Below are 23,087 nucleotides of genomic sequence, written 5' to 3' on the forward strand. Positions count from 1 at the left end.
TTTGCCGCTCCGGCCTTCCGGGATCCGGCCCCTGGCCCGGAGCCTGCCAAATGCGAAAAACGCGCCCGTAGCTCAGCTGGATAGAGCATCAGACTACGAATCTGAGGGTCGGACGTTCGAATCGTTCCGGGCGCGCCATTTGCCGATGATCCACACCACGTTCAGTTCGCACGTCCATCGCTTCCGATCGATGCGTCGATCGGCGGATCTCGGGTGCGCAGGAGAGCAATCTTGAGTCGCTTCTGGTCAGAGCTCGTTCGTGGGCTGTCGCCCTATGTGCCCGGCGAGCAGCCGCAGATCCCGGGCTTGGTCAAGCTCAACACCAATGAGAGCCCGTTCGGGCCCTCGCCCAAGGCGATCGAGGCCATACGGGCGGCCGCCGCCGACACCTTGCGGCTCTATCCGGATCCCCAGGCGACGCGGCTGCGCGAGGTGCTCGCGGCCCATCACGGGGTCTCACCGGAGCAGGTGTTCGTCGGCAACGGTTCGGACGAGGTGCTCGCGCATGCCTTCGCGGCGCTCCTGAAGCAACCCGCGCCGCTGCTGTTCCCCGACGTGACCTACAGCTTCTATCCCGTGTATTGTCGCCTGCTCGGCATCGACTACACGACCGTTCCGCTCAATGCCGAGATGCGCGTGCGTATCGACGATTATGTCGGTCGCCCCGGCCCGGTGATCATCGCCAATCCGAACGCACCGACGGGCATCGCGCTGCCGAGCGCCGAGATCGCGCGACTCGCGGCGGCGCGTCGCGACGCGGCCGTCGTCATCGACGAGGCCTATGTCGATTTCGGCGCCGAGACCGCGATTCCGTTGATCCGCGACTACCCCAACCTGCTGGTGGTGCAGACGATGTCGAAATCGCGCGCGCTCGCAGGACTCCGCGTCGGCTACGCGATCGGCGATGCCGCGCTGATCGAGGGCCTGACGCGGGTCAAGGACAGCTTCAACTCCTACCCGCTCGGCCGGCCCGCCCAGGCCGGCGCGATCGCCGCGATCGAGGACGAGGCGCACTTCCAGCAGGCGCGCTCGGTCATCATGAAGAACCGCGCCGACCTCACCGCTGCGCTGGTTCGTCTCGGCTTCGAGGTGCTGCCGTCCAGCGCCAATTTCGTCTTCGCCCGGCATCCGGACCATTCCGGCCAGGCGCTGTCCGCAGCCTTGCGCCAGCGCGCAGTGCTCGTCCGCCATTTCACCGCCCCGCGGATCGCGGACTATCTGCGCATCACGATCGGCTCGGAGACGGAGCTTGCGCGGCTGACGGACGCGCTGCGCGAGGTGCTGGCGCAGAATGGTTGAGGGCCGTGGCTGAGACGACGATCGGTCGGAGCGGATCCGCCACGGCCGGCACACTCTGCGACGTCTGGATGCCCTTGCTCCAAGACATCAGGCCCGAAGCGCGCGCAATCTCCAGCAGCCGGGACACCTGCACGTGAATGTCCGCCGTCACGTCGCGGTCGAGCCTGTCGCGCCAGCGCGCAGGAATGGCCGCCAGCGCGCGTTCCTCGACATCAGGCGCGTCATGCGGAGCCTGCTCACACATAGTCGACGCTCACGCGGTAGTCGCCGCCGATCACGAGGTATTCGCCTTCGCCCTTCAGCGCATGTGACGACAGCAGGCCGTTGAAGAACACGATCTTGCTGACGGGAATCCTCGCGGTGAGAATCATGTCGCCGAAGCAGCCCGCAGTGTCGCGGTCGGAGGAGAACGAGACGAGGTTGTTGAGCCGGACCACCGCCTCGCGCCGTGTCGTTTGCTCCACGATCCAATGCTCGTCGAACGAATTGACGCCGCGATGCAGCGTCAGATGCGTCTCGTCCGGAAAGGCGAAGCGGCGGATCGCCCATTGGCAGAATTCGAACAGCAGATCGAGTTGCACCCAGATTGCATTGTTGTGGAAGCGGCTCGACATCTTCTCCTGGACATAGGTCGTCCAGGCCCGGCTTGCCACGCGTTCGATGATCTCCTTGTGGTAGGACGGACCGAGGCCGAACCGGCTCTCGACCCAGCCCTTGAGCACGGCGCCTTCCGGGCCGTTGCTGTCGAAGCCCCAGCCCTGGATCAGCCGCAGGAAGGACGAGCGGAAACGCCGCTGGCCGCCGGACGTCGTGGCGCGTTGCTCAGGATCGAGGCCGAACATCGCCATCATGTAGGTGGTGAAGGCTTCGCCGGCTTCGGCGAGATGTTCGGCCTGATCGAGCATCGTGAACAGGCTGGGGTTCATCTCCGTGACGCCCCAGATGTGCAGCGGCACCGCGCTGTCGTTGAAAGCACAGCTCGCCAGCCATGCGGAGGGACGCCCGACGAGATTGGTCGAATGGCCGATGCCGCGGTGGGCGCGCTGTGCTGCGTCGTTCATGGCCGGCATGATGCCGTGTGGCAGGCCGAGAGCGCAATCCTCGTGTCGTCGTCGAGCAGCATCAGCCGGATGACGAGCAATCCACCCGCCAGCACGAACACGGGCAGAACCGCATCGCGGCCGAGCGGCAGGATGCATATGAGAACCAGGCGCTTCATTCACACGCCCGAGACGCCGTCCTCCGGCCGCACCAGCTTGATGTCCTGCGCTGCGGCCCACGACCAGATGTCCTGGCGCTTCAGCGCGGTTGCCATCAACTCGGGAAACTGGTGCGGCGTGCAGGCGAACACCGGGCAGCCGAGCGAGGCCAGGATTGCGGCATGCTTGCCGTCATAGGCCGGACGGCCGTCGTCGTTGAGCGCCAGCAGCACGATCAGGTTCACGCCCGACGAGACCAGCGCCTTGGCGCGGGCCAGCATCTGCTCGGCGATGCCGCCCTCGATGAGATCGCTGATCAGCACCATGTGCGTCCGCGCCGGCTCGCGGACCAGGCGCTCGCAATAGGCCAGCGCCTGATTGATGTCGGTGCCGCCGCCGAGCTGCACCGAGAACAGCACCTCGACCGGATCGGCCAGCTCCTCGGTGAGGTCGATGATGTTGGTGTCGAACACCACGAGCTTCATCGCGATCGCCGGGATCGAGGCCAGCACCGCGGCGAAGATCGAGGAGTAGACGACGGAGGTGCCCATCGAGCCCGACTGATCGACGCACAGGATCACCTCCTCCAGATTGGTCCGGCGCGCGGCGCGCGCGTGCCCGATCAATGTCTCCGGCACGATGGTGCGATGCTCGGCCTGCCAATGGCGCAGGTTCCTGCCGATCGTGCGCGGCCAGTCGATATCGCCGGCGCGCGGCCGGCGGGTGCGGCGGCGGCGGTCGACCGCGCCGCGGATCGTCTCGGTGGTCCGGGCATCGAGCTTTTCCATCAGCTCCTTCACCACCTTGGCGACGACCTGGCGCGCCGTCGCCTTGGTCTTCTCCGGCATCACCGCGCGCAGCGCCATCAGGTCGGCGACGAGATGCACGTCGGCTTCGAGGGCTGCGAGAAATTCCGGCTGCAGCAGCATCTCCTTCAGGCCGAGCCGCTCGAACGCATCCTTCTGGATCACCTGCACGACCGGCGCCGGAAAGAACTCCCTGATGTCGCCGAGCCAGCTCGCGACACGCGGCGCCGAGCCACCGAGACCGCCACGTCGGCTGCCGCCGCGCTTGCCTCCGGAGCCTGCGTCATAGAGTCCGGCCAGCGCCGCATCGAGCCGCCGATCGCGATCGGACAGGCCGGCTTGGTCGTCGCCGCCGAGCACGAGGCGCCAGCGGCGGTTGCGCTCGGCATCTGCATCACGGCTCATGTCGATCGCCCCTTCATCGGCCGGTCGGCGCCCAGGATCGTCAGCAGCAAGGGCAGGGCGGCGTCGAACCCGGTCAAACTGGACGGCAGCGGCGCGAGCGGCTGCAACGGCGTGGTATCGATCGACGCCGACACGGCCAGCGGCCGCTGCCTGGCCAGCTCGTCGAGCAGGCGCCGCCGCTCGTTGCGGTCGAAGCTCGCGAAGGCACGGCGCATCACCGGCAGCAGGTTGTTGAACGCCTCGTCGTCGATCGCAGCCAGCCAGCCGTCGATGATCCGGCGCAGCATCTGGTCGTGCAGCAGCACCTGGCCGCTCTGGCCGAGAAACCCGTCGAGCCAGTCGCCGGCCTCCAGGGTCGGCACGCTGTGGGAGAGCGCGCGCGACAGTGCCAGCGCGGCCTGCTCCGGTGAGACGATGCCCTGATCGTACAGCAGGCGGCCCGCCAGGCCCTTCACCAGCGGATGCGCTGCCGCATCGGCGGCGACATGCAGCAGCGCGCGGCTCCAGCCGTCGCGCAGGCCGCGATCCTCGATCAGCCCGATCGCGACGTCGAGCCGCGCCAGCCTGCCGCGCAGATCGGCGGCGACGTCGGCTTGCAGGTTGCGGCAGGCATAGACGAGGCCGGCACAGATCGCCTCGACGAGGCTGGTCACCAACAGGCGCAGCGCCTCGGTCGGCAGCGCCCGCGCGGTGCCGTAGCGCAGGATCTCGGCGAGCGGCGGCACGGCCTCGGTGAGGTCGGCAACGTCGCTGGTCGCGGCCGAGCGCTGCTGCAGCAGCGCGATCGTCGTCTCGGCCGCCTCGCTCAGACCCGCTTCGAGACAGCCGCGCACGAGGCCCGCGACGGCGTTCAACGAGGTCGCCGCCTGTGCGTGGGTCACGGCGGCGTTGCCCGCGGCCTGCGCGACGGTCGTGCCGTGCACCAGCGCCTCGACCAGACGCACCGAGAATTCCGGCTCCCAGCGCAGCCGCCAGTTCTCGCGAAACGTGCCGCGGCTCTGCCCCGATCCCTGCAACCGTCCCCACGGCACCTGGATCAGCGCGAGGCGATGCAGGAGCTGCGACTTGGCAAGCCCAGCCTCGCTGCGCAGGTCGAGCGCGATGTCGGTGTCGAGCGCCTCCGGCTTCAGCTTCAGCTTGCGCTGCCAGCGCGCGAGATCGGCGGCGAGCGGCATCTGCGGCACGCTGTCGTCGATCTCGCCGACCCGTTGACCGATGATGAGCTGCTGCTCGATCAGGCGGAACGGAGCCGTCTCGCCCTCGCACAGCGTGGCAAGGCTCGCCTCACGCATCTCGGCCAGTCCCGGCAAAGCGACGTCGCGCAACGCGGCCAGCGTGATCGCCAGCCGCGACGCCTCGATCACGGAGGCCGTCGATGCCGGCCGGCCATTCCGGCGCAACAGTTCGGCGACGCGCGCCTGCCAGCGGGTCGTGAAGCCGGTAGCGTCGAGCGCGGCGACCTGACCGTGCTGCAATCCTTGCCAGAGATGCGCGTACCAGCCGGGCGAGATCACGCCGGCGCCATAGCCGGAGCTCGCGGCGAGCCGCGTCTCGGTCCAGGGCACCCACGTCGCGGTCACCTTGATCTGCGGCAATCCCTTCAGCAATGCGCGATCATCCTTCAGCGCGACCTTCTTGCGCAGCGCCGGCACGTGCCAGGCGCCGCAGATAACGGCGACCGTGCCGTCCTGCGCGCTCAGCGCCGCTGCGATTTCCAGGCGCATGTGCGCTTCGCGGCGCAGCTCGCGCTGGGCTTCATCGGCCGGCTGATAGGGCAGGGGATCGATCGTCTCGCGCAACGCCGCGATGGCCGCTTCCAGCGCCGCAAAGATCTCCGGTCCATGCGTGCCCTGCTCGACGATCGCGTTCCACCAGGACTCGCTGTCGTCATAGCCGGCGAGCGTCGCGAGATAGGCCAGCGGATCGCGCCGGATCTGTGCCAGCTCCGGATCGGTGGCCTCGGGCTGCTCCTGCGCAGCCGCGTTGGCGTCCTCCGGCGTGGCCTTGCCTTCATCGCTCTCCGGCTTCGCCGCCTTGGCCCGTTCGGCCAGCCGATGCGATGCCGGCAGATCGATGAAGCGGACCGGTCGCTGCTTCGCCAGCGCCCAGCGGATCGCCTGCCATTCCGGCGAGAACACCGCGAACGGAAAGAAGCTGGCGTTGCTCGCATCGTCCTGCGCATGCACCAGCAAGGCGATGGGCGGCACCATCGCCGGCGATGCGGCGAAGGAGATCAGCTCATCGGCATCCGGCGGTCCCTCGATCAGCACGACCGCGGGATCGGCCGCGTCGAGCGCAGCCAGCACGGCGCGTGCCGAGCCGGGTCCGTGATGACGGATGCCGAGGAGGTGCAGGCGATCGGGCGAAGCTGCGGCCACGTCACATCACTTCGCGGATCGCGCCGTAGAGATCGGCCCATGGCTTGCGCTCCCGCACCACGGTTTCAAGATATTCCTGCAGCACAACCTTGTCCTGCACCGGATCCTTGACGATGGCGCCGACGAGGTTCGCCGCCATGCTCTGCGCGTCGATCACGCCGGAGCCGAAATGGCCGGCCTCCGCCCAGGCGCCGATCGTCACCGCGATGGCCTCCGCCGTCGACAGCGAGCCGGACGGCGACTTCAGCTTGAGCCGGCCGTCGAGCGTCTGGCCGTCCCGCAGCTCGCGGAACACCGTGACGATGCGCATGATCTCCTGGTCGGCGGGCGCGATCTTCGGCAGCTCCAGCCCGCCGCCGATCTCGCCCACGCGCTTGGTGACGATTTTGACCTCTTCATCCAGGTCGGCGGGCAGCGGCAGTACCACGACATTGAAGCGCCGCTTCAGCGCCGAGGACAATTCGTTGACGCCCTTGTCGCGCGCATTCGCCGTCGCGATCATGTTGAAGCCGCGCCGGGCGTGCACGGCGTCGTTGATCTCCGCGATCGGCATCAGCTTCTCCGACAGCACCGTGATCAGCGTGTCCTGCACGTCCGACGGCATGCGCGTCAGCTCCTCGAAGCGCACGATCCGTCCCGCCTCCATCGCGCGCATCAAGGGCGTCGCCACCATGGCCTCGCGCGACGGGCCTTTTGCCAGCAGCAGCGCATAGTTCCAGCCGTAGCGGATCTGGTTCTCGTCGGTGCCGGCGGTGCATTGCACGATCAGCTCGGACGAGCCGGAGATCGCGGCGGCGAGATGCTCGGAGACCCACGACTTCGCTGTGCCGGGCACGCCCAGGATCAGCAGCGCGCGATCGGTCGCGAGCGTCGCCACGGCGGTCTCGATCAGCCGGCGGTTGCCGATATATTTCGGCGTGATCTCGACGCCCGATCTGGTGCGGCCGCCCATCAGATAGGTCACGACCGCCTGTGGCGACAGCCGCCACTGCGCCGGCCGCGCCCGCGTGTCTTCCTGCGCCAGCGCCTCGAGCTCGTGGGCATGCAGCGTTTCCGCGGAGCGGCGCAACTGGCCGTCGGTGGGGCTCGCATCGGCGTTCGTCATGGACGTGCTCCGGAGTGTTGGATGGCGCGTTACGTCGGCAACGCGCAAACGAGGTCGGCGAAATCCTTGGCCGCCCGCGCAGTGGCGGGGGACAGCGGGGTGAGCGTGGCGATGAAGGCGGGCATCGTCGCGCGCGGCATCAGCGCAGCCATGAGCACCAGCCGGCCGTCGTCCTTCTGCGCCGCCAGCGTGGTCGCGTCGGCGAGGTCCTGGATCGCCTTCTGCCAGGCCGGTGACGCCAGCACGCGTTCGGCGACCTCCGCTGCGAGCGGCTGGCGCGCCTTCGCCGCGAGCGACATCAGGGCATATCCGTGCAGTGAGTCGCCGCCGCAGAGACGCGCGCCGATGATGCGCAGCACGGTGTCGTCGTCGCCTTCGGCCGCGGCGGCATCCATCAGCAGCATGAGCACGCGATGCTCGGATGGCGGCAGTGCCGCGATCAGCGCCTCGGGCGATACGCCGACCGCGGCAGCGAGCGCGCCGAGCTGCAGCCCGCCGAACAGCCGCTCGCGCAACGCCTCGGCCTCCTGCCATTTCAGGCCGTCGGCCGGCAGCTTGAAGGTCACTGTCGACGCCGAGCCGAGGCCGATCTTGGCGAGGAACGAGCCCGCGCGCTGGAAGCACTGAGCGGCCTCGCTCAGCCGGGTGCCGCGTTCGGCGCGTTCGGCGATGCGCGTGAGGAGCTGTGCGGCGATCTGCTTGATGCTGTCGGCGCGATCGGCGCTCAGGCTCTCCAGAAACGGCTGGTCATCGGAGCCGAGGCCGACCATCAGCGCATCGAGCAGCGCAGCGCGGACCGGTGCGGGCTCGCTCTTCCACACCGATTCGATCAGCGCGCGGCCGTCGGCGGGATTGTTGCGGCGCTGCTCCGCGACGAAGGCGCGCCGCTGCGCCTTCGGGAAGGTGGTCCAGTTCTCGATGGTGATGCGTTCGAAGAACAGGCCCTTCGTCGCATCGTCATCGGCGTCGGAGGCGACCAGCGCCAGATAGGCGCGCTCGGCGAGGCCCTGGTCCTCGGCGTTGGCTTTGATGTGCGGCACGAAATCCGGCAGATCGAACGGATGCAGCCGGCAGCCGGCGGCCTGGATCCGGCGCAGCGCGAGCGGCAGGGCGCTCGACGCCAGCGACTTCTCGACGCTGCGTGCCAGGGCCCTGAGCGCGCGCCGCGCCGGTTCGGGCAGGATGGGCCGCGCGTCCTGGTGCAGCCGCAGGGCGGCATCCGCCAGGGGATCGGCCACAGGCGCCGGCGCGCCGGCAAAGCGCTGCCATTGCGCGGCCAGTGCCAGCAGCGGCAGCGCCGGCTCGCGTCCTTGCGGCAACAGCTCGGCCAGCGCAGGCGGGGTCGTCAAGGGCTGCCGCGCCAGGCCAAGCAGGAAGGACTGGCGCAGGCGGGCATGGCTCTGGGGATCGATTGCGCTCGCCATCGTCAGCCCTCGTGATGCCAGCGGCCGAGCGCCGTTTCGGCGGCGAGCACCTGCGCAACGCGGCCGTCCCACAGACACAGCAGCGACAGGTCGTCGAGGCCGAGCAGCGGCGTCAGCTGGTCGAACTGGCTGCGTTCCACCGCGATCGCATCTCCGGCCTTGTCGGTGATGGCGAGCGCGCCCTTGCCGGCGGTGTGCAGCGTCACGCCCGCGAGCCGCAGCGGCCAGCGATCGAGCCACGGCAGCGCGGCGAGCCGCGCGGTGTAGTCCTGCAGCGCTGGTGCGAGCCCTGGCAGCGGCCGCGGCCAGGTCGCGGTCGCCGCCGTCTTGCGGCTCGCCAGCAGCCCGCGCAACGGCGCGGCCGACGGATAGAACACGACCTCGCCGTCGATGATCTCGCCCGGAGCGAAAGGAAATCCGGCGCCGCCGCCGGACACCGGCACGAAATCGACCAGCACCGCGGCGCGCGGCTGGCTGAGGTCATCGCCAGTGTTGACGAGCCATGTCTCGAGCCTGCGCAGCTTGTCCGGCTGCACCTCGGACAGGTTGGCGGCAACGATCCACACGCTGCTTGCGCGCGGCGCCGCGGCGTCCGCCAGCAGCTCCTCGCGGCGCAGCGACCAGCCGACCGCGCGTCGGACATCCTCGCGCAGCGGTGCCGGCAGGCGGTCCTGATGCCGGTAGGCGGAGGCGATCAGGGTCATGGCGCCGAGCCGCTCGATGGCGAGATCGGCGCGGCGATCCTCGCCGACACGAAACAGTTCGGACGAGAGCTGATCGAGCCGCGCAGCGAGGCCGCCGGCTTTGGCATCCACCAGCCGTGTCGACAGCGTGCGCGCGGCGGACGCGGCGCGGGTGGCGAAATCGGCAAGCCCCTGGTTGAGCTGATCCGTGATCCAGCGCTCCAGCTCGTCGAGCCCGGCGAGGATCGCGGCCTCGCGCTCGGCCCGGATGCGCTCGCGCTGCGCCTCGGCGCGCGCCGCGGCCTTTGGATCGGCGGCAGCAATCGTCGCGGTCTCCGCCAGCGCAGCATCGAGCGACGGCGGCGCGCCTGCATCATCGCCCTCCGGCTTGGGCTTGCCCGGCGCGCGGCCGCTCGAGCCGCGCCGCCGCGCGCTCCAGTCCTCGACCCATTGCGGCGGGCTGGTGGTCTCGAACCGCTCCGGCTTGTCGACCCGCAGCCACAGCACCGCCAGTACATGCTTGCAGGGAAACTTGCGGCTGGGGCAGGTGCATTTGTAGCCGCTGCCTTCGGCTGCGGTGACCACGCGATACGGTGTCGCGCCCGAGCCCTGGCATTCGCCCCACAGCACCTCGGCATCGCTGCTCGCGGCGAGCACCGGCCAGTTCGCCGGCTTCACCAGCTTCAGCGCTGCGGCGAGTGAGGCCTGATCAGGCGCCAGCCCTTCGATTCGTTCGCGTGTCAGAGACACCCACTCTCCCAACCGGCTGATCGCGCGATGCCGCACTCCCTAGCAGATGGCGACGGAGCCACACAACAATTCAAGCGCGACGCCTGCCGATTTCCTTTCGCGTCGCACGGAACTGGGCGAACTGTGCAACGCTCGGCTTGTCACGCGCACGTCGGCGGAATTGCGCAATTTCCTGGGCGCGCATGCGGCGGACGTCGATGCTTCCGACGCTGTAGCTCAAACGGAACGACATCGCCGCTGCGCAGGCGAAACAGTTGGCGTGTGGAGGGCAGTAGCGCGCTGCCTGGCTCGTCGTCGTCCATCACGTCGAAGCCGGCTGTTCAAACGCGCGGGAATTGTTCCCGGTCATGCACTGATGAGATGCCCGGATCGTCTGCGTCGGACTGTAATCCTGCGGTAAGGCGCGTGACGCTAACTCCGAAGCGTCCTTACGACCGACATCATATCGGTTTCACCATCGACAGCGGGTCATGATGAGCCAATGCTCGCCGTCTCTCGATGTGATGCCCGATCGAAAAGACATTGGAGCGGCGTCGCAGCCCTGAAGCCCGACCAGATCAGGTCGGCTCCGTCCCACCTGCGGCACCTTCCATCATGAGCTGGCGCCGCATGGCTTCGAACGTCGTCGGAGTCCAGTGAGTGGGCCGTTCGGTTTGTGTCCCAGCCCCACACGTCCGAACGGCCTGCCATGATGGACCTGGCGTCACGCTCGCGCTCACACTCTCGCTGCGCCGTTTGTAATGATGCTGTAAGCCGCAGCCACGAGTCTCCCGCAACGACGGCTGAGCCGATCGCAAGGAGAACCCAATGAAACGAATTTGCGCGCTCATGATCGTGGCCTCGACCATCGCGGGCACGATCGCCACGCCGGCCAACGCCGGCGGAAATCGCGGAGCGGCGGTCGCCGCCGGCGTCGTCGGCGGTCTGGCGATCGGAGCCCTGATCGGGTCTGCGGCAACCGCCCGTTCCGCGCCGACCTATGTCGACAGCTACGAGGACTATCCGCCGCCCCGGGTCGTCTATCGTGGTCACCGCGTCTATGAGTATGACGCGGACGACGGCAACTATGGCGACGGCTATCTGTCCGGCTACCGCGACGGCTATTCCGACGGCTCCTGGGACAAAGACTGAGACCGCCGCCCGAGCATACGATGCAAGGCCCCGCCGATGCGGGGCCTCGCTTTTTATCTGTATGCTCGGATCCGTTGACGCTGTTGCGCGTCCTTCGTTGCGTCAGCCCTATGGTTCGCTCGGCCGTGTCACCAGGAAGGCCACCACCGTTCGTGTGCAACCCGTCCAGCCGAGCAGCCGCGCCTGCACCGTGAACTCACGCCTGACGTAGTTGCCGGATCGGGCGGCCGCCGCTTCCGCGGCGCCGATACAATCCGCCTGGTCGCGAAAGCACAGCGAAATCCAGCCTTCGCTGCCAGAGTCCGCACCGGTCTTGTGGGCTGAGATGGGCAGACCGTAAGCGGGATGGTCAGCGCTGTAGAAGGCGGTCGCGAGCGCAAGGCTCTCGGTGCCGCCGACATGCGCGAGCGGTGTTCCTGTCAGATCCCGCCATAGCCGCGTCGCTTCCTGTGCAGTCTGCTGGTAGAAGGTGCGGCCTTCCTCATAGCCGTGCCGGTTGCGGTAGAAGGCGTGCAGCGGCGCCGCGACGATCGCGGCCAGGACGGCGATCCCGGCCGTCAGCACCGCGATGTTGACGGTGTGGAAGCGGGCAATCGGATAGCTTGCGCCGCAGACGACCACCACGACGAACAGGAACAGTCCCTGCAGCGCCCACAGCGATGGCAGGTCGGTCCCCATGATCAGCGCGTTGACGACGGGCAGGCCGACCGTGCCGATGGCGATGTACGACAACAGCCGGAGGCCGTCGTTCAGCGTGGTCATCTCCGTGGCGAAGGACCTGATCCTGGCGCCGGCGACGATCAGCCAGGTGACGGCTGGCACGGCCATCGCGGCTGCGAGCCCCAAGAGGAAGAACAGGGCATCCCGCGACGACGTTGCCAGGGTGGAGCGCGCGTGCATCAGCGCGTGCTGGATGGGCGCGGCGTCATGTCCGACCAGCCAGTCGAGATGCATCGACAGCGCGGCGAGGCCGGCGACCGTGGAGATCCATGGTGAAGCCGACGTGAAATAGGCGCGCCGCTGCGGATGCGCTGTGGCGGCGAAGGCAAAACTCATCACCAGGAAGATCGAGTAGTACTTGCCGAGCACGGCGAGTGCGGTCGTCAGACCCGCGGCGGCAGCCCAGGACGTCGTTCGCGTTTCGAACGCGCGCAGGAAGCAGTAGGTGGCGAGCGGCCACGTCGCCAGCTGCACCGAGTTGGCGTTGAAGCGCTGCGCGTGAAACTGATAGGCCGGCGTCAGCATCAGCAGCAGCAGCACGATCACCCGCTTGTCGCCGCCGCCGAAGCGGCGCGAGACGAGATCGACGAACCACAGCGCCAGCGCCGCATTGGTCATCGCCATCAGGTGGAACGACCAGTCGGAAAGCGGGAAGACGGCGGTCCAGGCGCCGGCGATCCAGCCCATCAGCGGCGGATGCTTGTCGTAGCCCCAGGCGAACGTCCGCCCGAACGTCCAGGTCTCGATCACGTCAGGATGCAGGCCGGCACCGGCATAGGCGATCGAAAGATAGACCGTCCACACGGCCACGAAGCACGCCAGCAGCAGCGGCACGGCCCAGCCGGCCTCGATGCCGTCCAGCCAGCGCAGGAATGGACGACGCCAGGCCGCCGGATGACAGTCCGACCGTTCGGCGACGGTCGAGAACGCAAAGTCATAGAACATGTCGATGTCGATCAATGATGAGGCAACGGATGTGACGCGCGATCGACGCCCCCAGCCGATTAGGGATGGCGGATCGCCCGGTATGTCCGGTCGATCATGCGGCAGGCTTCATGCGGGCGAATCCTCGGCGCGTGTTTGAGCGCGCCAGTCTCGGCCAAGACGATTACGAAAGGCTGACGTTACCGGCCTGCCGGCTGATGGAAAATCGGATGTCCGCGGCCTGGCCCGTCATGCGACTGCAATCGCGCCGGCCGAGAAACCGTTCAGCTTGCAATCGGAGATGTCGCGACAGGCATGCAATCGGCCTTGTCAGAACCAGTCAACTTCGATTGAGCCACGAAAAACAACGGTACCAGAACGCCGCCACGTAATCCTATTGTAATCCGTCCGTAATGATAGGAACAGCCGATTGTCGGTGATGCGGGAGGATGGCGTGCGCGTTCTGGTCGTTGAGGATGATCCCCAGCTCGGGCTCTGGCTGCGGGATGCACTCGCGACGGCGTTCGGCTCGTCGGACATCGTCACGACGCTCGACGAGGCGCGGGCGGCGATCGCGGTGCGCAATTTCGAGCTCGTGGTGATCGACCGCGGTCTTCCGGACGGCGACGGGCTGGCGCTGCTGCCGGATCTGCGGCAGCAGAAGCCGAGCCCCGCGACCGTGGTGCTGACGGCGCTCGACGATCCCGCCGACATCGCACGTGCGCTCGACGAGGGCGCGGACGACTATGTCGCCAAGCCATTTGAGCCTATTGAACTGGTGGCACGGGCGCGGGCGGTGCTGCGCCGTCTATTTCTCGACCGCGGCGCGATGGTCTCGATCGCCAATCTGGGATTCGACATCGTCAACCGTGCGGTCTGCGTCGACGAGGCGCCGATCGTGGTGCCCAGGCGCGAACTTGCGATCCTCGAGGCGCTGGTTCGCCGCAGCGGGCGGGTCGTGCTGCGCGAGACGTTGGAGACCGCAGCCTACGGCTTCGAGGACGAGATCCAGTCGAACGCGATCGAGGCCCATGTGTCGCGGCTGCGCCGCCGCCTGCGCGAAGCCAATTGCAAGGCCACGATCAGGCCGGTGCGCGGCCTTGGCTATCTCCTCAGCGGCGAGTGACGCAGATGAGGTGGCAGAAGCTGAGCCGCATCCGGCGCTCGATCACGCTGCTCTCCGCGACGCTGATTGCGGTCGTCACCACCATCATGCTGATCTGCGCCGCCGCCTTGCTGATCCGCTTCGGCGGCGACGATGACGGCACGTGGGGTGCGGCCGACGTCGCCGACGCGCTGAAGGAGGCCGTGGCCCGCGATGCCGGCGGCCAGCTGATCGTCAAGCAGACGCCCCGCCTCGACACGATCATGCAGGACTTTCCGACGTTCTGGTATGTCGTCTCCGACAAGAGCGGCGAGGTGAGCTACGGGCCGATTCCGAAATGGCGGCCGCACAAGGGGCCGTCTTCGCGGGACGGCACCAGCTTTCTTGCCTATGCGATCGACGGCGAGACGAGGCGCCTGAAACGGATGACGGCGGTCCGGAATACGCCGGTCGGCGAGGTCTGGATCGAGACCGGCGGCGTCGCCTACACGTCGACGCAACTGATGACGGGCACCTTGACCGATGCGACGATCGTCGCGCTCCCGATCATCCTGGTCCTGGTCGCGACGGTGCTGGCGGCGCTGCTGTTCGTGCCGACGCTGATCGCGCGTCCGGTGCGCGCGGTCGCGCGCGCGGCCGAGATGATCGACGGCGTGCCCGACGGCCGAAGGCTGCCCGAGCGCGACGCGCCGGCTGAACTGCTGCCGCTGGTCACCGCCTTCAATCGGGCCCTGACGCGCATCGACCACGCCGCCGAGGCGCAGCGCAACTTCCTGTCCAACGCGGCCCATGAACTGCGGACGCCGCTGACCAACGCCCGCACCATGCTGGAGGCGGTGCCGGATGCCGGCCTGCGCGCGAAGCTCGTCGGCGAGAACCAGAAGCTGTCGTCGATCGTCACCATGCTGCTGCAACTGGCGCGGATCTCGATGGAGCCGGACGAGCCGGGCGAGATCGACCTGGTCGCGCTGGCGCGGCGCGTCACCGCCGAGCACGTGCCGATGGCGCTGCAGGCCGGGCTCGAGATCGGCTTCGCCGGCTGCGATGCGCCGGTCCGGATCCGCGGCTCGGAGCCCGCGATCGCGGTCGCGCTCTCGAACCTGATCAGGAATGCTGTCGCGCATGCTGGCGCGGGCGGTCCCATCCTGGTCGAGGTCGACTCCGCTGCCCGCCTGCGCGTGATCGATTCGGGGCCCGGCCTGCAATCCGATCAGCCCGAACGCCTGCTGCAGCCGTTCGAGCGCGGCCACGCCCGCGGCGAAGGCATGGGGCTCGGGCTCTCGATCGTGTCGCAGGTCATGGCGACGCATCAGGGCCGCGTCGCGCTGCGCGAGACGCCGGGCGGCGGCACCACGGTCGAGCTGAGCTTCGCGCGCGCCGCGCCTCAGCACGGCGGCGCTGCGAATGCGGCCCTGCCGGCCGTCCGGCGCACGGCCGAGCAGGCGGGATTGCTGCCGCCCTCCTGACGCCGGGACGTCGCTTCCGGCGGTTCGGTGCTCAGCGTGGCTCCCTGCTGCGCTGCCACTTCAGGAAGTCGCTGTAGAGTCTCGCGGCCTCGTCCGGCGACATCCGCGCCTGCGCCTTGCGCTCGTCGAGAAACTTGCGGAATTCGGCCGGGTTGGCGTCCTGGCCCGGCGACTGCATCGCGCGGGCGCCGTCGAGCCATTCCTGCGCCGCCTTGAAGCGGATCATGCCCTGCACCGGCGCCGACAGCACGGTGTCGCGCCATTTCGGATGCCGCGGCGGCGACTGCAGCACCTGGATCTTGCCGAACAGCGCGTCGACGAACCGCGCGGTGCGGCGATAGCGTTCGCTGTTCTCCGGCCAGTTGTAGACCATCAGCACGGTGGAGGCCGCGACCGCGTCGACCTTCGTGCCCGGCGGCACCAGGTTGGGATATTCCTCCGACGAGAACGTCGTCGGCAGATAGATGTCCTGCAGCACGCGGTCATACGGGACCGGCAGCAGATGCAGCCGGCCGCCCTCGTTCTTGATGCCCTTGATGATCGGCGCGTCCTTCGACACCGAGGCGATCCAGGCATCACCCTGGCCGTCGATCAGCTTCTGCAGGCCGCCGGTCGGGTCGGTCTGCGAATCGATGTCGGCCTGGATGCCGAGCCGCCGGAAGATCGTGCGCGCCGCCGGGAGGCCGATCGAGCGCTCGGCGAATACGCGCTTGCCGTTGAGATCCGCGAGCGAGCGGATCTCGCGCCGCGCGATGATGTGAACGTCGTTGTGGAACAGCTTCGCGATGTAGCGCACGCGCTGGGCAATGTCTGGAATGTTGTATTCCGTCTTGACGAATTCCAGCGCGTCGGTGGCGACGAAGCCCATGTCGATGTTCTTCAGCATGACGATGTCGATGAGGTTCTGCGCCGAGCCCTTGCCGAGGATCGGCAGCACGCGCAGGCTCTCGCCATCATCCAGCACCGCTGCCATGTCGGAGCCCATCACCGACATCGGCCCGCCGATCGGCGCGGTGATCACGGTGACGGTGCCGGAGTTCAGCGCCTCGCGGTCCGGCAGCGTGCCCACCGGGGCGCCGGCCGGCGCGCGCTGCGGTGATTGCTGCGCCCGGGCGCTGCCGGTCGGCGCCACGAGGGATGACAGAACCGATGCAAATACGAATGCGCCAACAGCTACGCGCGCGACACGATTCACCGAACGCTTCCTCGATACATTCTAAATTAGAGGTGGACTTAGCAGTTCGATCCCGGCCGAAGTTTGGCCGCGAGGTGACGATCCGCGAAATGCTGCAAAGTCGCCCGGCCCGCTGCACGGCTGTGCTGAAAATGCGGTGCAGGAGCGTGATCGCGTGCGAGGACAGCTGTTGGCAGCGCCCTGTCCTCGATCACAGGCCGTGTCCGGTGGAGAACGACCGTCCTGCGTGCGTGTCGAAACGCCGCACGCCTGGTTGAATGATGACGCTGTTCGTGTGCGCTCACGCGCTCGCCGCGTCGAGCCGCGCGACCTGGTCCGCGGTCAGCGCGAGCTGCGTCGCCGCCACGAGGGTGTCGACCTGCTCGGGCCTGGTGGCGCTGGCGATCGGCGCCGTCACCGAGGGCTTCGCCAGCAGCCACGCCAGCGCGATCGAGGCCTGCTGCGCTCCGGTCTCCCTCGCGACCGAATCCAGCGCGGCGAGGATGCGCATGCCGCGCTCGTTCAAGTATTTCGGAATGCTGCGCTGGCCGCGCGGGCTCTTGCCGAAATCGGCCTCCGAGCGGTACTTGCCGGTGAGGAAGCCGGCGGCCAGCGAGAAGAAGGTGATGACGCCGACGCCGTTGTCCTCGCAGACGCGCTGCAGCGCGCCTTCGTAGGATGCGCGCTCGGCGAGGCTGTATTCCGGCTGCAGGCTCTCATAGCGCGGCAGGCTGTTCGCCTTGGAGATGTCGAGCGCGGCCTGCAGCCGTTCCGCCGAGAAGTTCGAGGCGCCGATGACCCGCACCTTGCCGGCCTTGATCAGCCTGTCATAGGCCGCCAGCGTCTCCTCCTGCGGCGTCGCCTCGTCGTCCTTGTGCGACTGATAGAGGTCGATCACGTCGGTCTGCAGCCGGCGCAAGCTATCCTCCACCGCGCGCGCGATGTAGTCGGGCTTCAGCCCGACCTTGCCGTCGCCCATGTCCATGCCGACCTTGGTGGCGAGGATGACACGATCGCGATTGCCGCGCAGCTTCATCCATTTGCCGATGATGGTCTCGGACTCGCCGCCGGTGTGGCCGGGCACCCAGCGCGAATAGACGTCCGCCGTGTCGAGGAAGTTGAGCCCGGACTCCAGCACCTTGTCGAGCAGGCGGAACGAGGCTGCCTCGTCCACCGTCCAGCCGAACACGTTGCAGCCGAAGCAGAGGGGCGGAACGTTGAGGCCGGACCGGCCGAGCGGGCGCATCTTCATGGGGAGGCTCTCGATGATGATGTTGGATCGATCTGTGGCGGACGCCTGCCGCAGATTGCCGTCATTCGCCGCGCGTGACCAGCGCGGCAGGAGCATGGCGGGGCTTCCCGGCCGCATCCAAACCATGGCGCGGCTGCCGCGAAGAGGGTCCGGCCGCGTCAGACTTTTCACTCACTTGCCGATGATGGTCGCGGCTTGCGAACGCCTCGCAGCTGGAGACGCGGGGGCCATGATCGAGGAGTCCGTCTGATGAACACGCTGACCTATGACCAGCTCGGACTGAGCTCGGAGGGCCTCATGATGCCGGACCCGGCCGCGGCGGCGAAGACCACGACCACCAACACGGCCGCGGCCGCCTCGCCGTTCGTGCTGCCGCCCGGCGCGGTGTCGGATCCGGTGGTGCATGCCGACGGCTCCGAGACCGTCGCGGTTCACACCGGCGGTCTGACCTTCAACCTCACCTTCGATGCCGCCGCTGCGGCTGCGCCCGAAAGCTTCCGCGCCGGCGTCGAGCAGGCGGCGGCGATCCTGTCCTCGGCGATCACCGATCAGGCCACGGTGAACCTCGCGATCGATTTCGCCGGCACAGGCGGCGGCGCCGGCGCCAATGTCAGCAACGGCGTGCTCGCCAACTACACGCAGCTCCGAGCCGATCTGCAGGATCACGCGGCGGCCGGGGACACCGTGTTCGACAATCTGCCGACGACCAGGGCGGTGCAGGGCCATTCCCAGGTGTTCGTCGCCAACGCGCAGGCCAAGGTGCTCGGGCTGATCGATCCAAACAGCACGACGACGGAGGACGGCTTCGCCATCTTCAACACCGACATCCCGACTCAGTCCCTGGTCGGCGTCGCGCTGCACGAATTGTCGCATGCGCTCGGGCGCGTACCGTCGCCGGGCAATCTCGACATCTTCGACCTGTTCGATTTCACCAAGCCGGGACAGCATCTGATCAACAACAACATCGCCGCCGGCCCTCCCGCCTATTTCTCGCTCGACGGCGGCGTGACCAAGATCGCCGATTACGGCCAGATGTCCGACCCGGCCGACTTCCTCAACACCGGCATCCAGGGCGCGCGCGATCCCTTGAACGAGTTCTACAACCCCACCACGTCGCAGACGCTGTCGCCGATCGATCTCGTGGTGCTGGAGACGCTCGGCTACAACATCAAGACTCCCGACACGCAGGCGCTGCTGGCCCAGATCCCGCAGGCCGCAGGCGTCGCCGCGCCGGTGCAGACGCCGGCGCAGGCCGCCGCCATCGCCTCGGCGGTGGCGGCCGAGACCGCCGCCAGCCTGACCAAGCTCGGTGACGCCGCAGGCGCTGCGCAGGTTCTGGCGAACGCGCAGGCCGATGCGGCCGACGCCAATGAGAGTGGCAGCACCCATGCCGCCGGCACCATGCACGAGGCCGCGGTCCACGACCCCTATGCCGGCAACTCCCACTACGACTCCATGATGGCCCTGCATCTGCACAGCATCACCGCGAACTGAGAGGCGTGCGGGCGAGCGCCGTCCCCGGGCACGGGCGGCGCAGGCGATCGCTCCGAGACGTCAGGGCACGGACGCCGGCTTGGCCGGGCGCAGGGTGACAACGACGGGAATGGCGACCGCGTAGATGGCGACGACCGACAGCCAGATCGCCCCGGGCCATTGCTCCCTGACGGCGAAGTACAGGCTCGAGAAGCCGAGCGGCGCAACGATCGAGGCGAGGCTGACGGTGGCGGCGAGCACGCCCTGGAACTGGCCCTGTAAATTCTCGTCGACCTGCCGGGTGGCGAGCGACTGCAGGGCCGGCATGCCCATGCCGCCGAGCGCGAACAGCGGCATGGCGCCAAACACCATCCAGCTCTGCCTGGCGAACGCCATGGCCGTGAGAGCCGTGCAGACACAGGTCACCCCGGTCAGGATGGCGCCGCGCTCGGTCAGCAATCTCACCGCCGGACCGGGAAGGAATATCTGGGCCAGCATCTGGCACACGCCGAAGGCGCCGAGCGACAGGCCGATCCAAAGACCGCTCCAGTGGAAGGTGTCGCCACCCCACAGCGCCCAGCAGACGCCATAGGCCTCGCCGGTCGCGCTGAACAGGAAGAAGAGGAGAACCACCGGCAGCAGGCTCTTGACGGCGAGCACCCAGCGCAATGGCCGCAGCGGGTTGAGGACCGCGATCTCGATCCTGCCAGGGTCCGGTGGTCGCGTCTCCGGCAGCATCAGCAACGCCAGCACGACGTTGCATCCGTTCAACGCCGCCGCCGCGACGAACGGCAGCCGCAGCCAATGGTCGCCGAGCGCGCCGCCGAGCACGGGCCCGATGATGAATCCCATGCCGAACATCGCATTGAGGAGTCCGAAGCGGTGGGCTCGCTCCTCCTCGGCAGAGATGTCAGTGATGTAGGCCGTGGCCACCGAGACGTTTGCGCTGGTGACGCCGGCGATGGCGCGGCCGAGCAGGAGCATCCAGAGATCGGACGCAGCGGCCAGGAACAGGTAGTTGACGATGGCGCCGGTCAGCGAGACCAGCAGCAGCGGGCGCCGGCCGAGCCGATCGCTCAGCGAGCCCAGCACCGGCGCGCAGATGAACTGCATCGCGGCGTAGAGCGCCGTCATGACGCCGAGAAGGGACGCCACGTTGTCGGCGTGCGTCACGTCGTGCAGCAGCGACGGCAGGATCGGAAAGATCAGCCCGATGCCGGCGGCATCGAGCACGATGGTCAGATAGATGACGGCAACAGCCCTGGTCATGGCGCGCTCCGGTCCACGCGAGCCGATGGCGCAGATACGCGCGACCGCTCGCTGGAGCCTGACGATCGGTCAGGCGATTGATGTGTGGGAGACGCTGGGCCGGTCCATGCCAGAACGGCAGATGGACGGCTTGTACTCGGCCGCAGGCAACGGCCGCTTTTCGCGACAGGCGCCATCTACACGCGGCGATCGGGTAGCGCAAGCCGCTTTTTTCCGAACGCCGATCGGCGCGTTCGATGCATATTCATCGACACGACGCCGGAGCTCTGGTCGGGTGATGGCACGCAGACGTCGATGGGACTTGGGATGTCTCGTGGTCCATCCCGGCAATGCGCGTCTTCACGGCACGGCCGGCCGGTCATCGGGAGCCCCCGTCCTGCCATGCGGCTGCGCATCGCTGCGCGTGCCCGGCGGCAGGACGTCGCGTTGGATCAACGGGGTGAGCAGGTGCTCGGCGAGATAGAGGGACGCGAGGGGGCGCAGGTGCGCATTGTCGAAGCTCACGAGACCCTCGCGCCGGTTGCGATCGAGATAGATCAGGCAGCCTTCTCGATTGCAGAAGAAGTCATGAAGGCTCTGATACTCGAACGGTTCGTCGGCCCGGAGCTCGTTCCGAAAGGCCTTGTCGATGCCGAGCGCATGCTGGTCCAGGTGCGTCGCGATACGTGCCGGCGTGAACTGCCAATAATGCTGCATGACCACCTTGAAGAGGAACGGCTCCCAATGCGGCGCCAGTCCGAGCACGATCACCCGTTTCACGCCGATCCGTTTGATGTCCCGGGATACTTCGCGCAGGTACTCCGTATCGAAGGAATTGTTGAATGAGATGACCACGACATCCGGAACGACCTTCCTGATCGTCGACAGCGCAAATGAGTTGGACGTCTCGCAGTAATCGGTCGTCAGTTTGGCCAGATCGATCGGGTGTGGACGGCACCCCGACGCATAGACCAGCAGCAGGGACGTATCGGCCGGCAGCGTCTTCCGTAAGCCGTAGAAGAGATGGGCCGAATGAGAATCGCCCCAGAGCAGCACCGTTCTGCGGGAGTGGCTGGTGTAGCAGTCCGGGCTGATGCCGTCCCGCGGGACGCGCGTGGGAAGCGCGCTCTCGAAGTTGTAGAAGTTGCATTGGTTCTGGTTGATCTCCACCAGCTCTTCGCGGGCTGGCGACACGCCCGTGCGGAATGAATCGAAATAGGCTGCGTAGCTGTTCAGATCGCCCGGCTGAAAGGACCAGCCGTAGGTCATGGCCAGGGCGCCGATTCCAGCGAGCGTCGCCAGCGCACCGCCGAGCAGCGGGAGCGAGCGCAAGGGCGATTGCCCGAACCGGATTGGACGTTCGAGAAATCGATAGGTGATCCAGGCCAGACCGGCGCTCAGCGCGACGCCGCCGCAGCGCAGCGGCGCGGAGCCCGCCTCGCCCATCCAGGCCCGGGTCAGGACGAGCAGGGGCCAGTGCCAGAGATAGAGCGGGTAGCTGATCAGCCCGATTCCGACCAGCACAGGATGCGAAAGAATCCGGCGGGCGACCCAGCTATTCGGTCCGGCGCCGACGAGCATGCAGGTCGCTGCGACGGGCAGCAGTGCCGCCCACCCGGGAAATGGCGTATTCCTCGAAATCAGGATCAGGCTCGCCGCCAACAGGACTATTCCCGACGCCGCGAGCCGATTGGAAACGGGGGATCGATGCCCCGTGTCAGGGACGGCGCCGAGGAGCGGCCCGGTGTGTGGCGACGACGCGATCGCCAGCAGACCGCCTGCAAACAGCTCCCATGCGCGCGTGAGCGGGGAGTAGAACGCCTCGGTCGGGCTCGTGCCCATGGCTCTGATGTTCAGCAGAAATGACCCGACGAGCAGCAGCCCCACGAGGTACGGCAAGGCGCGCTTCCTTGTCCGCCAGCACAGCCACAGCAGCAGCGGCCAGAGGATGTAATATTGCTCTTCGATGCCGAGCGACCACAAGTGAAGCAGCGGCTTCGTTTCGGCGGCCAGGTCGAAATAGTTGGCCTCCTTCCAGAACAGCAGGTTCGCGGCAAATCCGGCGCTCGCCGCGACCTGCTTGCCGAGCTCCTTGTATTCGTCGGTGTACAGAAGAATGCACCCGAGCAGGAGGACGGCCAAGAGAACTACGATGAGGGCAGGGAAGATGCGCTTGACACGGCGCGCGTAGAAGGTCCGAAGACGAAATGATCCGTTCGCCAGATCCGCAACGATGATCGAGGTGATCAGGAACCCGGATATGACGAAGAAGATGTCGACTCCGATGAAGCCGCCGCGAAGCACATGGGGAAAGGCGTGGAACACGACGACGGACATGACTGCGACAGCTCTCAGTCCGTCGATATCCGGCCTGTAGGCCGTGCCGACCACGGGAGCCGGTTTCGAGCCGGCCACTGGCGCGTGCATGTGCGCTCTCTCCCCAAAAGAACGTTCGGCTTGCAATGGTCTTGGCTGCCGTCAATTGCGCGAAAATTTCTATTTCACAATTATGACGGATGGCGCGGGCCAAACGCAATCACGAATG

17 protein-coding genes and 1 tRNA gene are annotated in these 23,087 nt (G+C 67.6%); 6 read left to right on the forward strand and 12 right to left on the reverse strand.

The features are described from left to right. Positions 1-61 precede the first annotated feature (61 nt). Together ACQR1X_RS05260 and hisC are read left to right on the forward strand one after the other, a co-directional pair. Positions 62-138: transfer RNA gene (locus ACQR1X_RS05260), tRNA-Arg, on the forward strand. A gap of 93 nt (positions 139-231) precedes the next feature. Further along, positions 232-1,299, forward strand: coding sequence for a histidinol-phosphate transaminase (gene hisC, locus ACQR1X_RS05265; RefSeq protein ID WP_434898448.1), 1,068 nt, complete (start codon positions 232-234; stop codon positions 1,297-1,299). Between the two features lie 236 nt (positions 1,300-1,535). Here hisC and ACQR1X_RS05270 read toward each other — a convergent pair whose 3' ends face one another. The 7 genes from ACQR1X_RS05270 to ACQR1X_RS05300 are packed head-to-tail and all read right to left on the reverse strand — an operon-like array spanning position 1,536 to position 10,049. Then, positions 1,536-2,369: an NAD(+)--dinitrogen-reductase ADP-D-ribosyltransferase gene (locus ACQR1X_RS05270; protein ID WP_316183282.1), complete on the reverse strand. Its 834-nt coding sequence runs from the start codon at positions 2,367-2,369 to the stop codon at positions 1,536-1,538. Continuing rightward, a complete protein-coding gene (locus tag ACQR1X_RS05275) occupies positions 2,357-2,518 on the reverse strand; it encodes a hypothetical protein (protein WP_434898449.1) in 162 nt (53 codons plus the stop codon). The genes ACQR1X_RS05270 and ACQR1X_RS05275 overlap by 13 nt, the downstream gene beginning before the upstream one ends. Next, positions 2,519-3,709, reverse strand: a complete 1,191-nt coding sequence (locus tag ACQR1X_RS05280) for a vWA domain-containing protein (RefSeq protein ID WP_434893213.1) — start codon at positions 3,707-3,709, stop codon at positions 2,519-2,521. Next, entirely contained in the window at positions 3,706-6,087 is a 2,382-nt protein-coding gene (locus ACQR1X_RS05285) for a DUF5682 family protein (RefSeq protein WP_434898450.1), read from the reverse strand. Before ACQR1X_RS05285 ends, ACQR1X_RS05280 begins: the two co-directional genes overlap by 4 nt. 1 nt (position 6,088) lies before the next feature. Then, positions 6,089-7,192 carry an ATP-binding protein gene (locus tag ACQR1X_RS05290; protein WP_434898451.1) on the reverse strand — a complete coding sequence of 368 codons (1,104 nt, stop codon included), beginning with the start codon at positions 7,190-7,192 and terminating at the stop codon, positions 6,089-6,091. Positions 7,193-7,221: 29 nt separating this feature from the next. Then, complete coding sequence (locus ACQR1X_RS05295; RefSeq protein WP_434898452.1) at positions 7,222-8,616, reverse strand: DUF5691 domain-containing protein; 1,395 nt, start codon at positions 8,614-8,616, stop codon at positions 7,222-7,224. Positions 8,617-8,618: 2 nt separating this feature from the next. Further along, positions 8,619-10,049 carry an SWIM zinc finger family protein gene (locus tag ACQR1X_RS05300; RefSeq protein WP_434886833.1) on the reverse strand — a complete coding sequence of 477 codons (1,431 nt, stop codon included), beginning with the start codon at positions 10,047-10,049 and terminating at the stop codon, positions 8,619-8,621. 807 nt (positions 10,050-10,856) lie between these two features. Between ACQR1X_RS05300 and ACQR1X_RS05305 the strand changes: the two genes are divergently transcribed. After that, entirely contained in the window at positions 10,857-11,180 is a 324-nt protein-coding gene (locus ACQR1X_RS05305) for a hypothetical protein (protein ID WP_434898453.1), read from the forward strand. A 108-nt stretch (positions 11,181-11,288) separates the two neighbouring features. Here ACQR1X_RS05305 and ACQR1X_RS05310 read toward each other — a convergent pair whose 3' ends face one another. Next, the gene (locus ACQR1X_RS05310; RefSeq protein ID WP_434898454.1) at positions 11,289-12,845 is read right to left on the reverse strand and encodes a glycosyltransferase family 39 protein; all 1,557 of its coding nucleotides are present in this window, start codon (positions 12,843-12,845) and stop codon (positions 11,289-11,291) included. A gap of 433 nt (positions 12,846-13,278) precedes the next feature. On the opposite strand from ACQR1X_RS05310, the gene ACQR1X_RS05315 reads away from it, so the two are divergent. Both ACQR1X_RS05315 and ACQR1X_RS05320 read left to right on the forward strand, forming a co-directional pair. Next, on the forward strand, positions 13,279-13,950 hold the full coding sequence (locus tag ACQR1X_RS05315; RefSeq protein WP_315800459.1) for a response regulator transcription factor: 672 nt from the start codon (positions 13,279-13,281) through the stop codon (positions 13,948-13,950). A gap of 5 nt (positions 13,951-13,955) precedes the next feature. Further along, positions 13,956-15,395: a sensor histidine kinase gene (locus ACQR1X_RS05320; RefSeq protein WP_434863972.1), complete on the forward strand. Its 1,440-nt coding sequence runs from the start codon at positions 13,956-13,958 to the stop codon at positions 15,393-15,395. Positions 15,396-15,426: 31 nt separating this feature from the next. On the opposite strand, the gene ACQR1X_RS05325 is transcribed toward ACQR1X_RS05320, so the two are convergent. Then, positions 15,427-16,590: a TAXI family TRAP transporter solute-binding subunit gene (locus ACQR1X_RS05325; RefSeq protein ID WP_315800457.1), complete on the reverse strand. Its 1,164-nt coding sequence runs from the start codon at positions 16,588-16,590 to the stop codon at positions 15,427-15,429. Between the two features lie 280 nt (positions 16,591-16,870). Then, positions 16,871-17,821 carry an aldo/keto reductase gene (locus ACQR1X_RS05330; protein ID WP_434898602.1) on the reverse strand — a complete coding sequence of 317 codons (951 nt, stop codon included), beginning with the start codon at positions 17,819-17,821 and terminating at the stop codon, positions 16,871-16,873. A gap of 249 nt (positions 17,822-18,070) precedes the next feature. Here ACQR1X_RS05330 and ACQR1X_RS05335 point away from each other — a divergent pair, with 249 nt between their 5' ends. Continuing rightward, positions 18,071-19,315 (forward strand): NF038122 family metalloprotease, encoded by a 1,245-nt coding sequence (locus ACQR1X_RS05335; protein ID WP_434898455.1) that lies wholly within the window; start codon positions 18,071-18,073, stop codon positions 19,313-19,315. A gap of 60 nt (positions 19,316-19,375) precedes the next feature. Here ACQR1X_RS05335 and ACQR1X_RS05340 read toward each other — a convergent pair whose 3' ends face one another. Continuing rightward, positions 19,376-20,563 carry a TCR/Tet family MFS transporter gene (locus tag ACQR1X_RS05340; protein WP_434898456.1) on the reverse strand — a complete coding sequence of 396 codons (1,188 nt, stop codon included), beginning with the start codon at positions 20,561-20,563 and terminating at the stop codon, positions 19,376-19,378. Between the two features lie 339 nt (positions 20,564-20,902). Beyond that, positions 20,903-22,969, reverse strand: a complete 2,067-nt coding sequence (locus tag ACQR1X_RS05345; protein ID WP_434898457.1) for an acyltransferase family protein — start codon at positions 22,967-22,969, stop codon at positions 20,903-20,905. Positions 22,970-23,087 lie beyond the last annotated feature (118 nt).

It is taken from the genome of Bradyrhizobium sp. HKCCYLRH3073, assembly GCF_051167995.1.
Lineage (GTDB): Bacteria > Pseudomonadota > Alphaproteobacteria > Rhizobiales > Xanthobacteraceae > Bradyrhizobium.

Bases quoted from the DNA above. Each gene is read 5' to 3' on its own strand.
- ACQR1X_RS05270 (WP_316183282.1), bottom strand. From the start codon at position 2,369: ATGCCGGCCATGAACGACGCAGCACAGCGCGCCCACCGCGGCATCGGC.
- ACQR1X_RS05275 (WP_434898449.1), bottom strand. From the start codon at position 2,518: ATGAAGCGCCTGGTTCTCATATGCATCCTGCCGCTCGGCCGCGATGCG.
- ACQR1X_RS05280 (WP_434893213.1), bottom strand. From the start codon at position 3,709: ATGAGCCGTGATGCAGATGCCGAGCGCAACCGCCGCTGGCGCCTCGTG.
- ACQR1X_RS05290 (WP_434898451.1), bottom strand. From the start codon at position 7,192: ATGACGAACGCCGATGCGAGCCCCACCGACGGCCAGTTGCGCCGCTCC.
- ACQR1X_RS05295 (WP_434898452.1), bottom strand. From the start codon at position 8,616: ATGGCGAGCGCAATCGATCCCCAGAGCCATGCCCGCCTGCGCCAGTCC.
- ACQR1X_RS05305 (WP_434898453.1), top strand. From the start codon at position 10,857: ATGAAACGAATTTGCGCGCTCATGATCGTGGCCTCGACCATCGCGGGC.
- ACQR1X_RS05310 (WP_434898454.1), bottom strand. From the start codon at position 12,845: ATGTTCTATGACTTTGCGTTCTCGACCGTCGCCGAACGGTCGGACTGT.
- ACQR1X_RS05320 (WP_434863972.1), top strand. From the start codon at position 13,956: ATGAGGTGGCAGAAGCTGAGCCGCATCCGGCGCTCGATCACGCTGCTC.
- ACQR1X_RS05330 (WP_434898602.1), bottom strand. From the start codon at position 17,821: ATGAAGATGCGCCCGCTCGGCCGGTCCGGCCTCAACGTTCCGCCCCTC.
- ACQR1X_RS05335 (WP_434898455.1), top strand. From the start codon at position 18,071: ATGAACACGCTGACCTATGACCAGCTCGGACTGAGCTCGGAGGGCCTC.
- ACQR1X_RS05340 (WP_434898456.1), bottom strand. From the start codon at position 20,563: ATGACCAGGGCTGTTGCCGTCATCTATCTGACCATCGTGCTCGATGCC.
- ACQR1X_RS05345 (WP_434898457.1), bottom strand. From the start codon at position 22,969: ATGCACGCGCCAGTGGCCGGCTCGAAACCGGCTCCCGTGGTCGGCACG.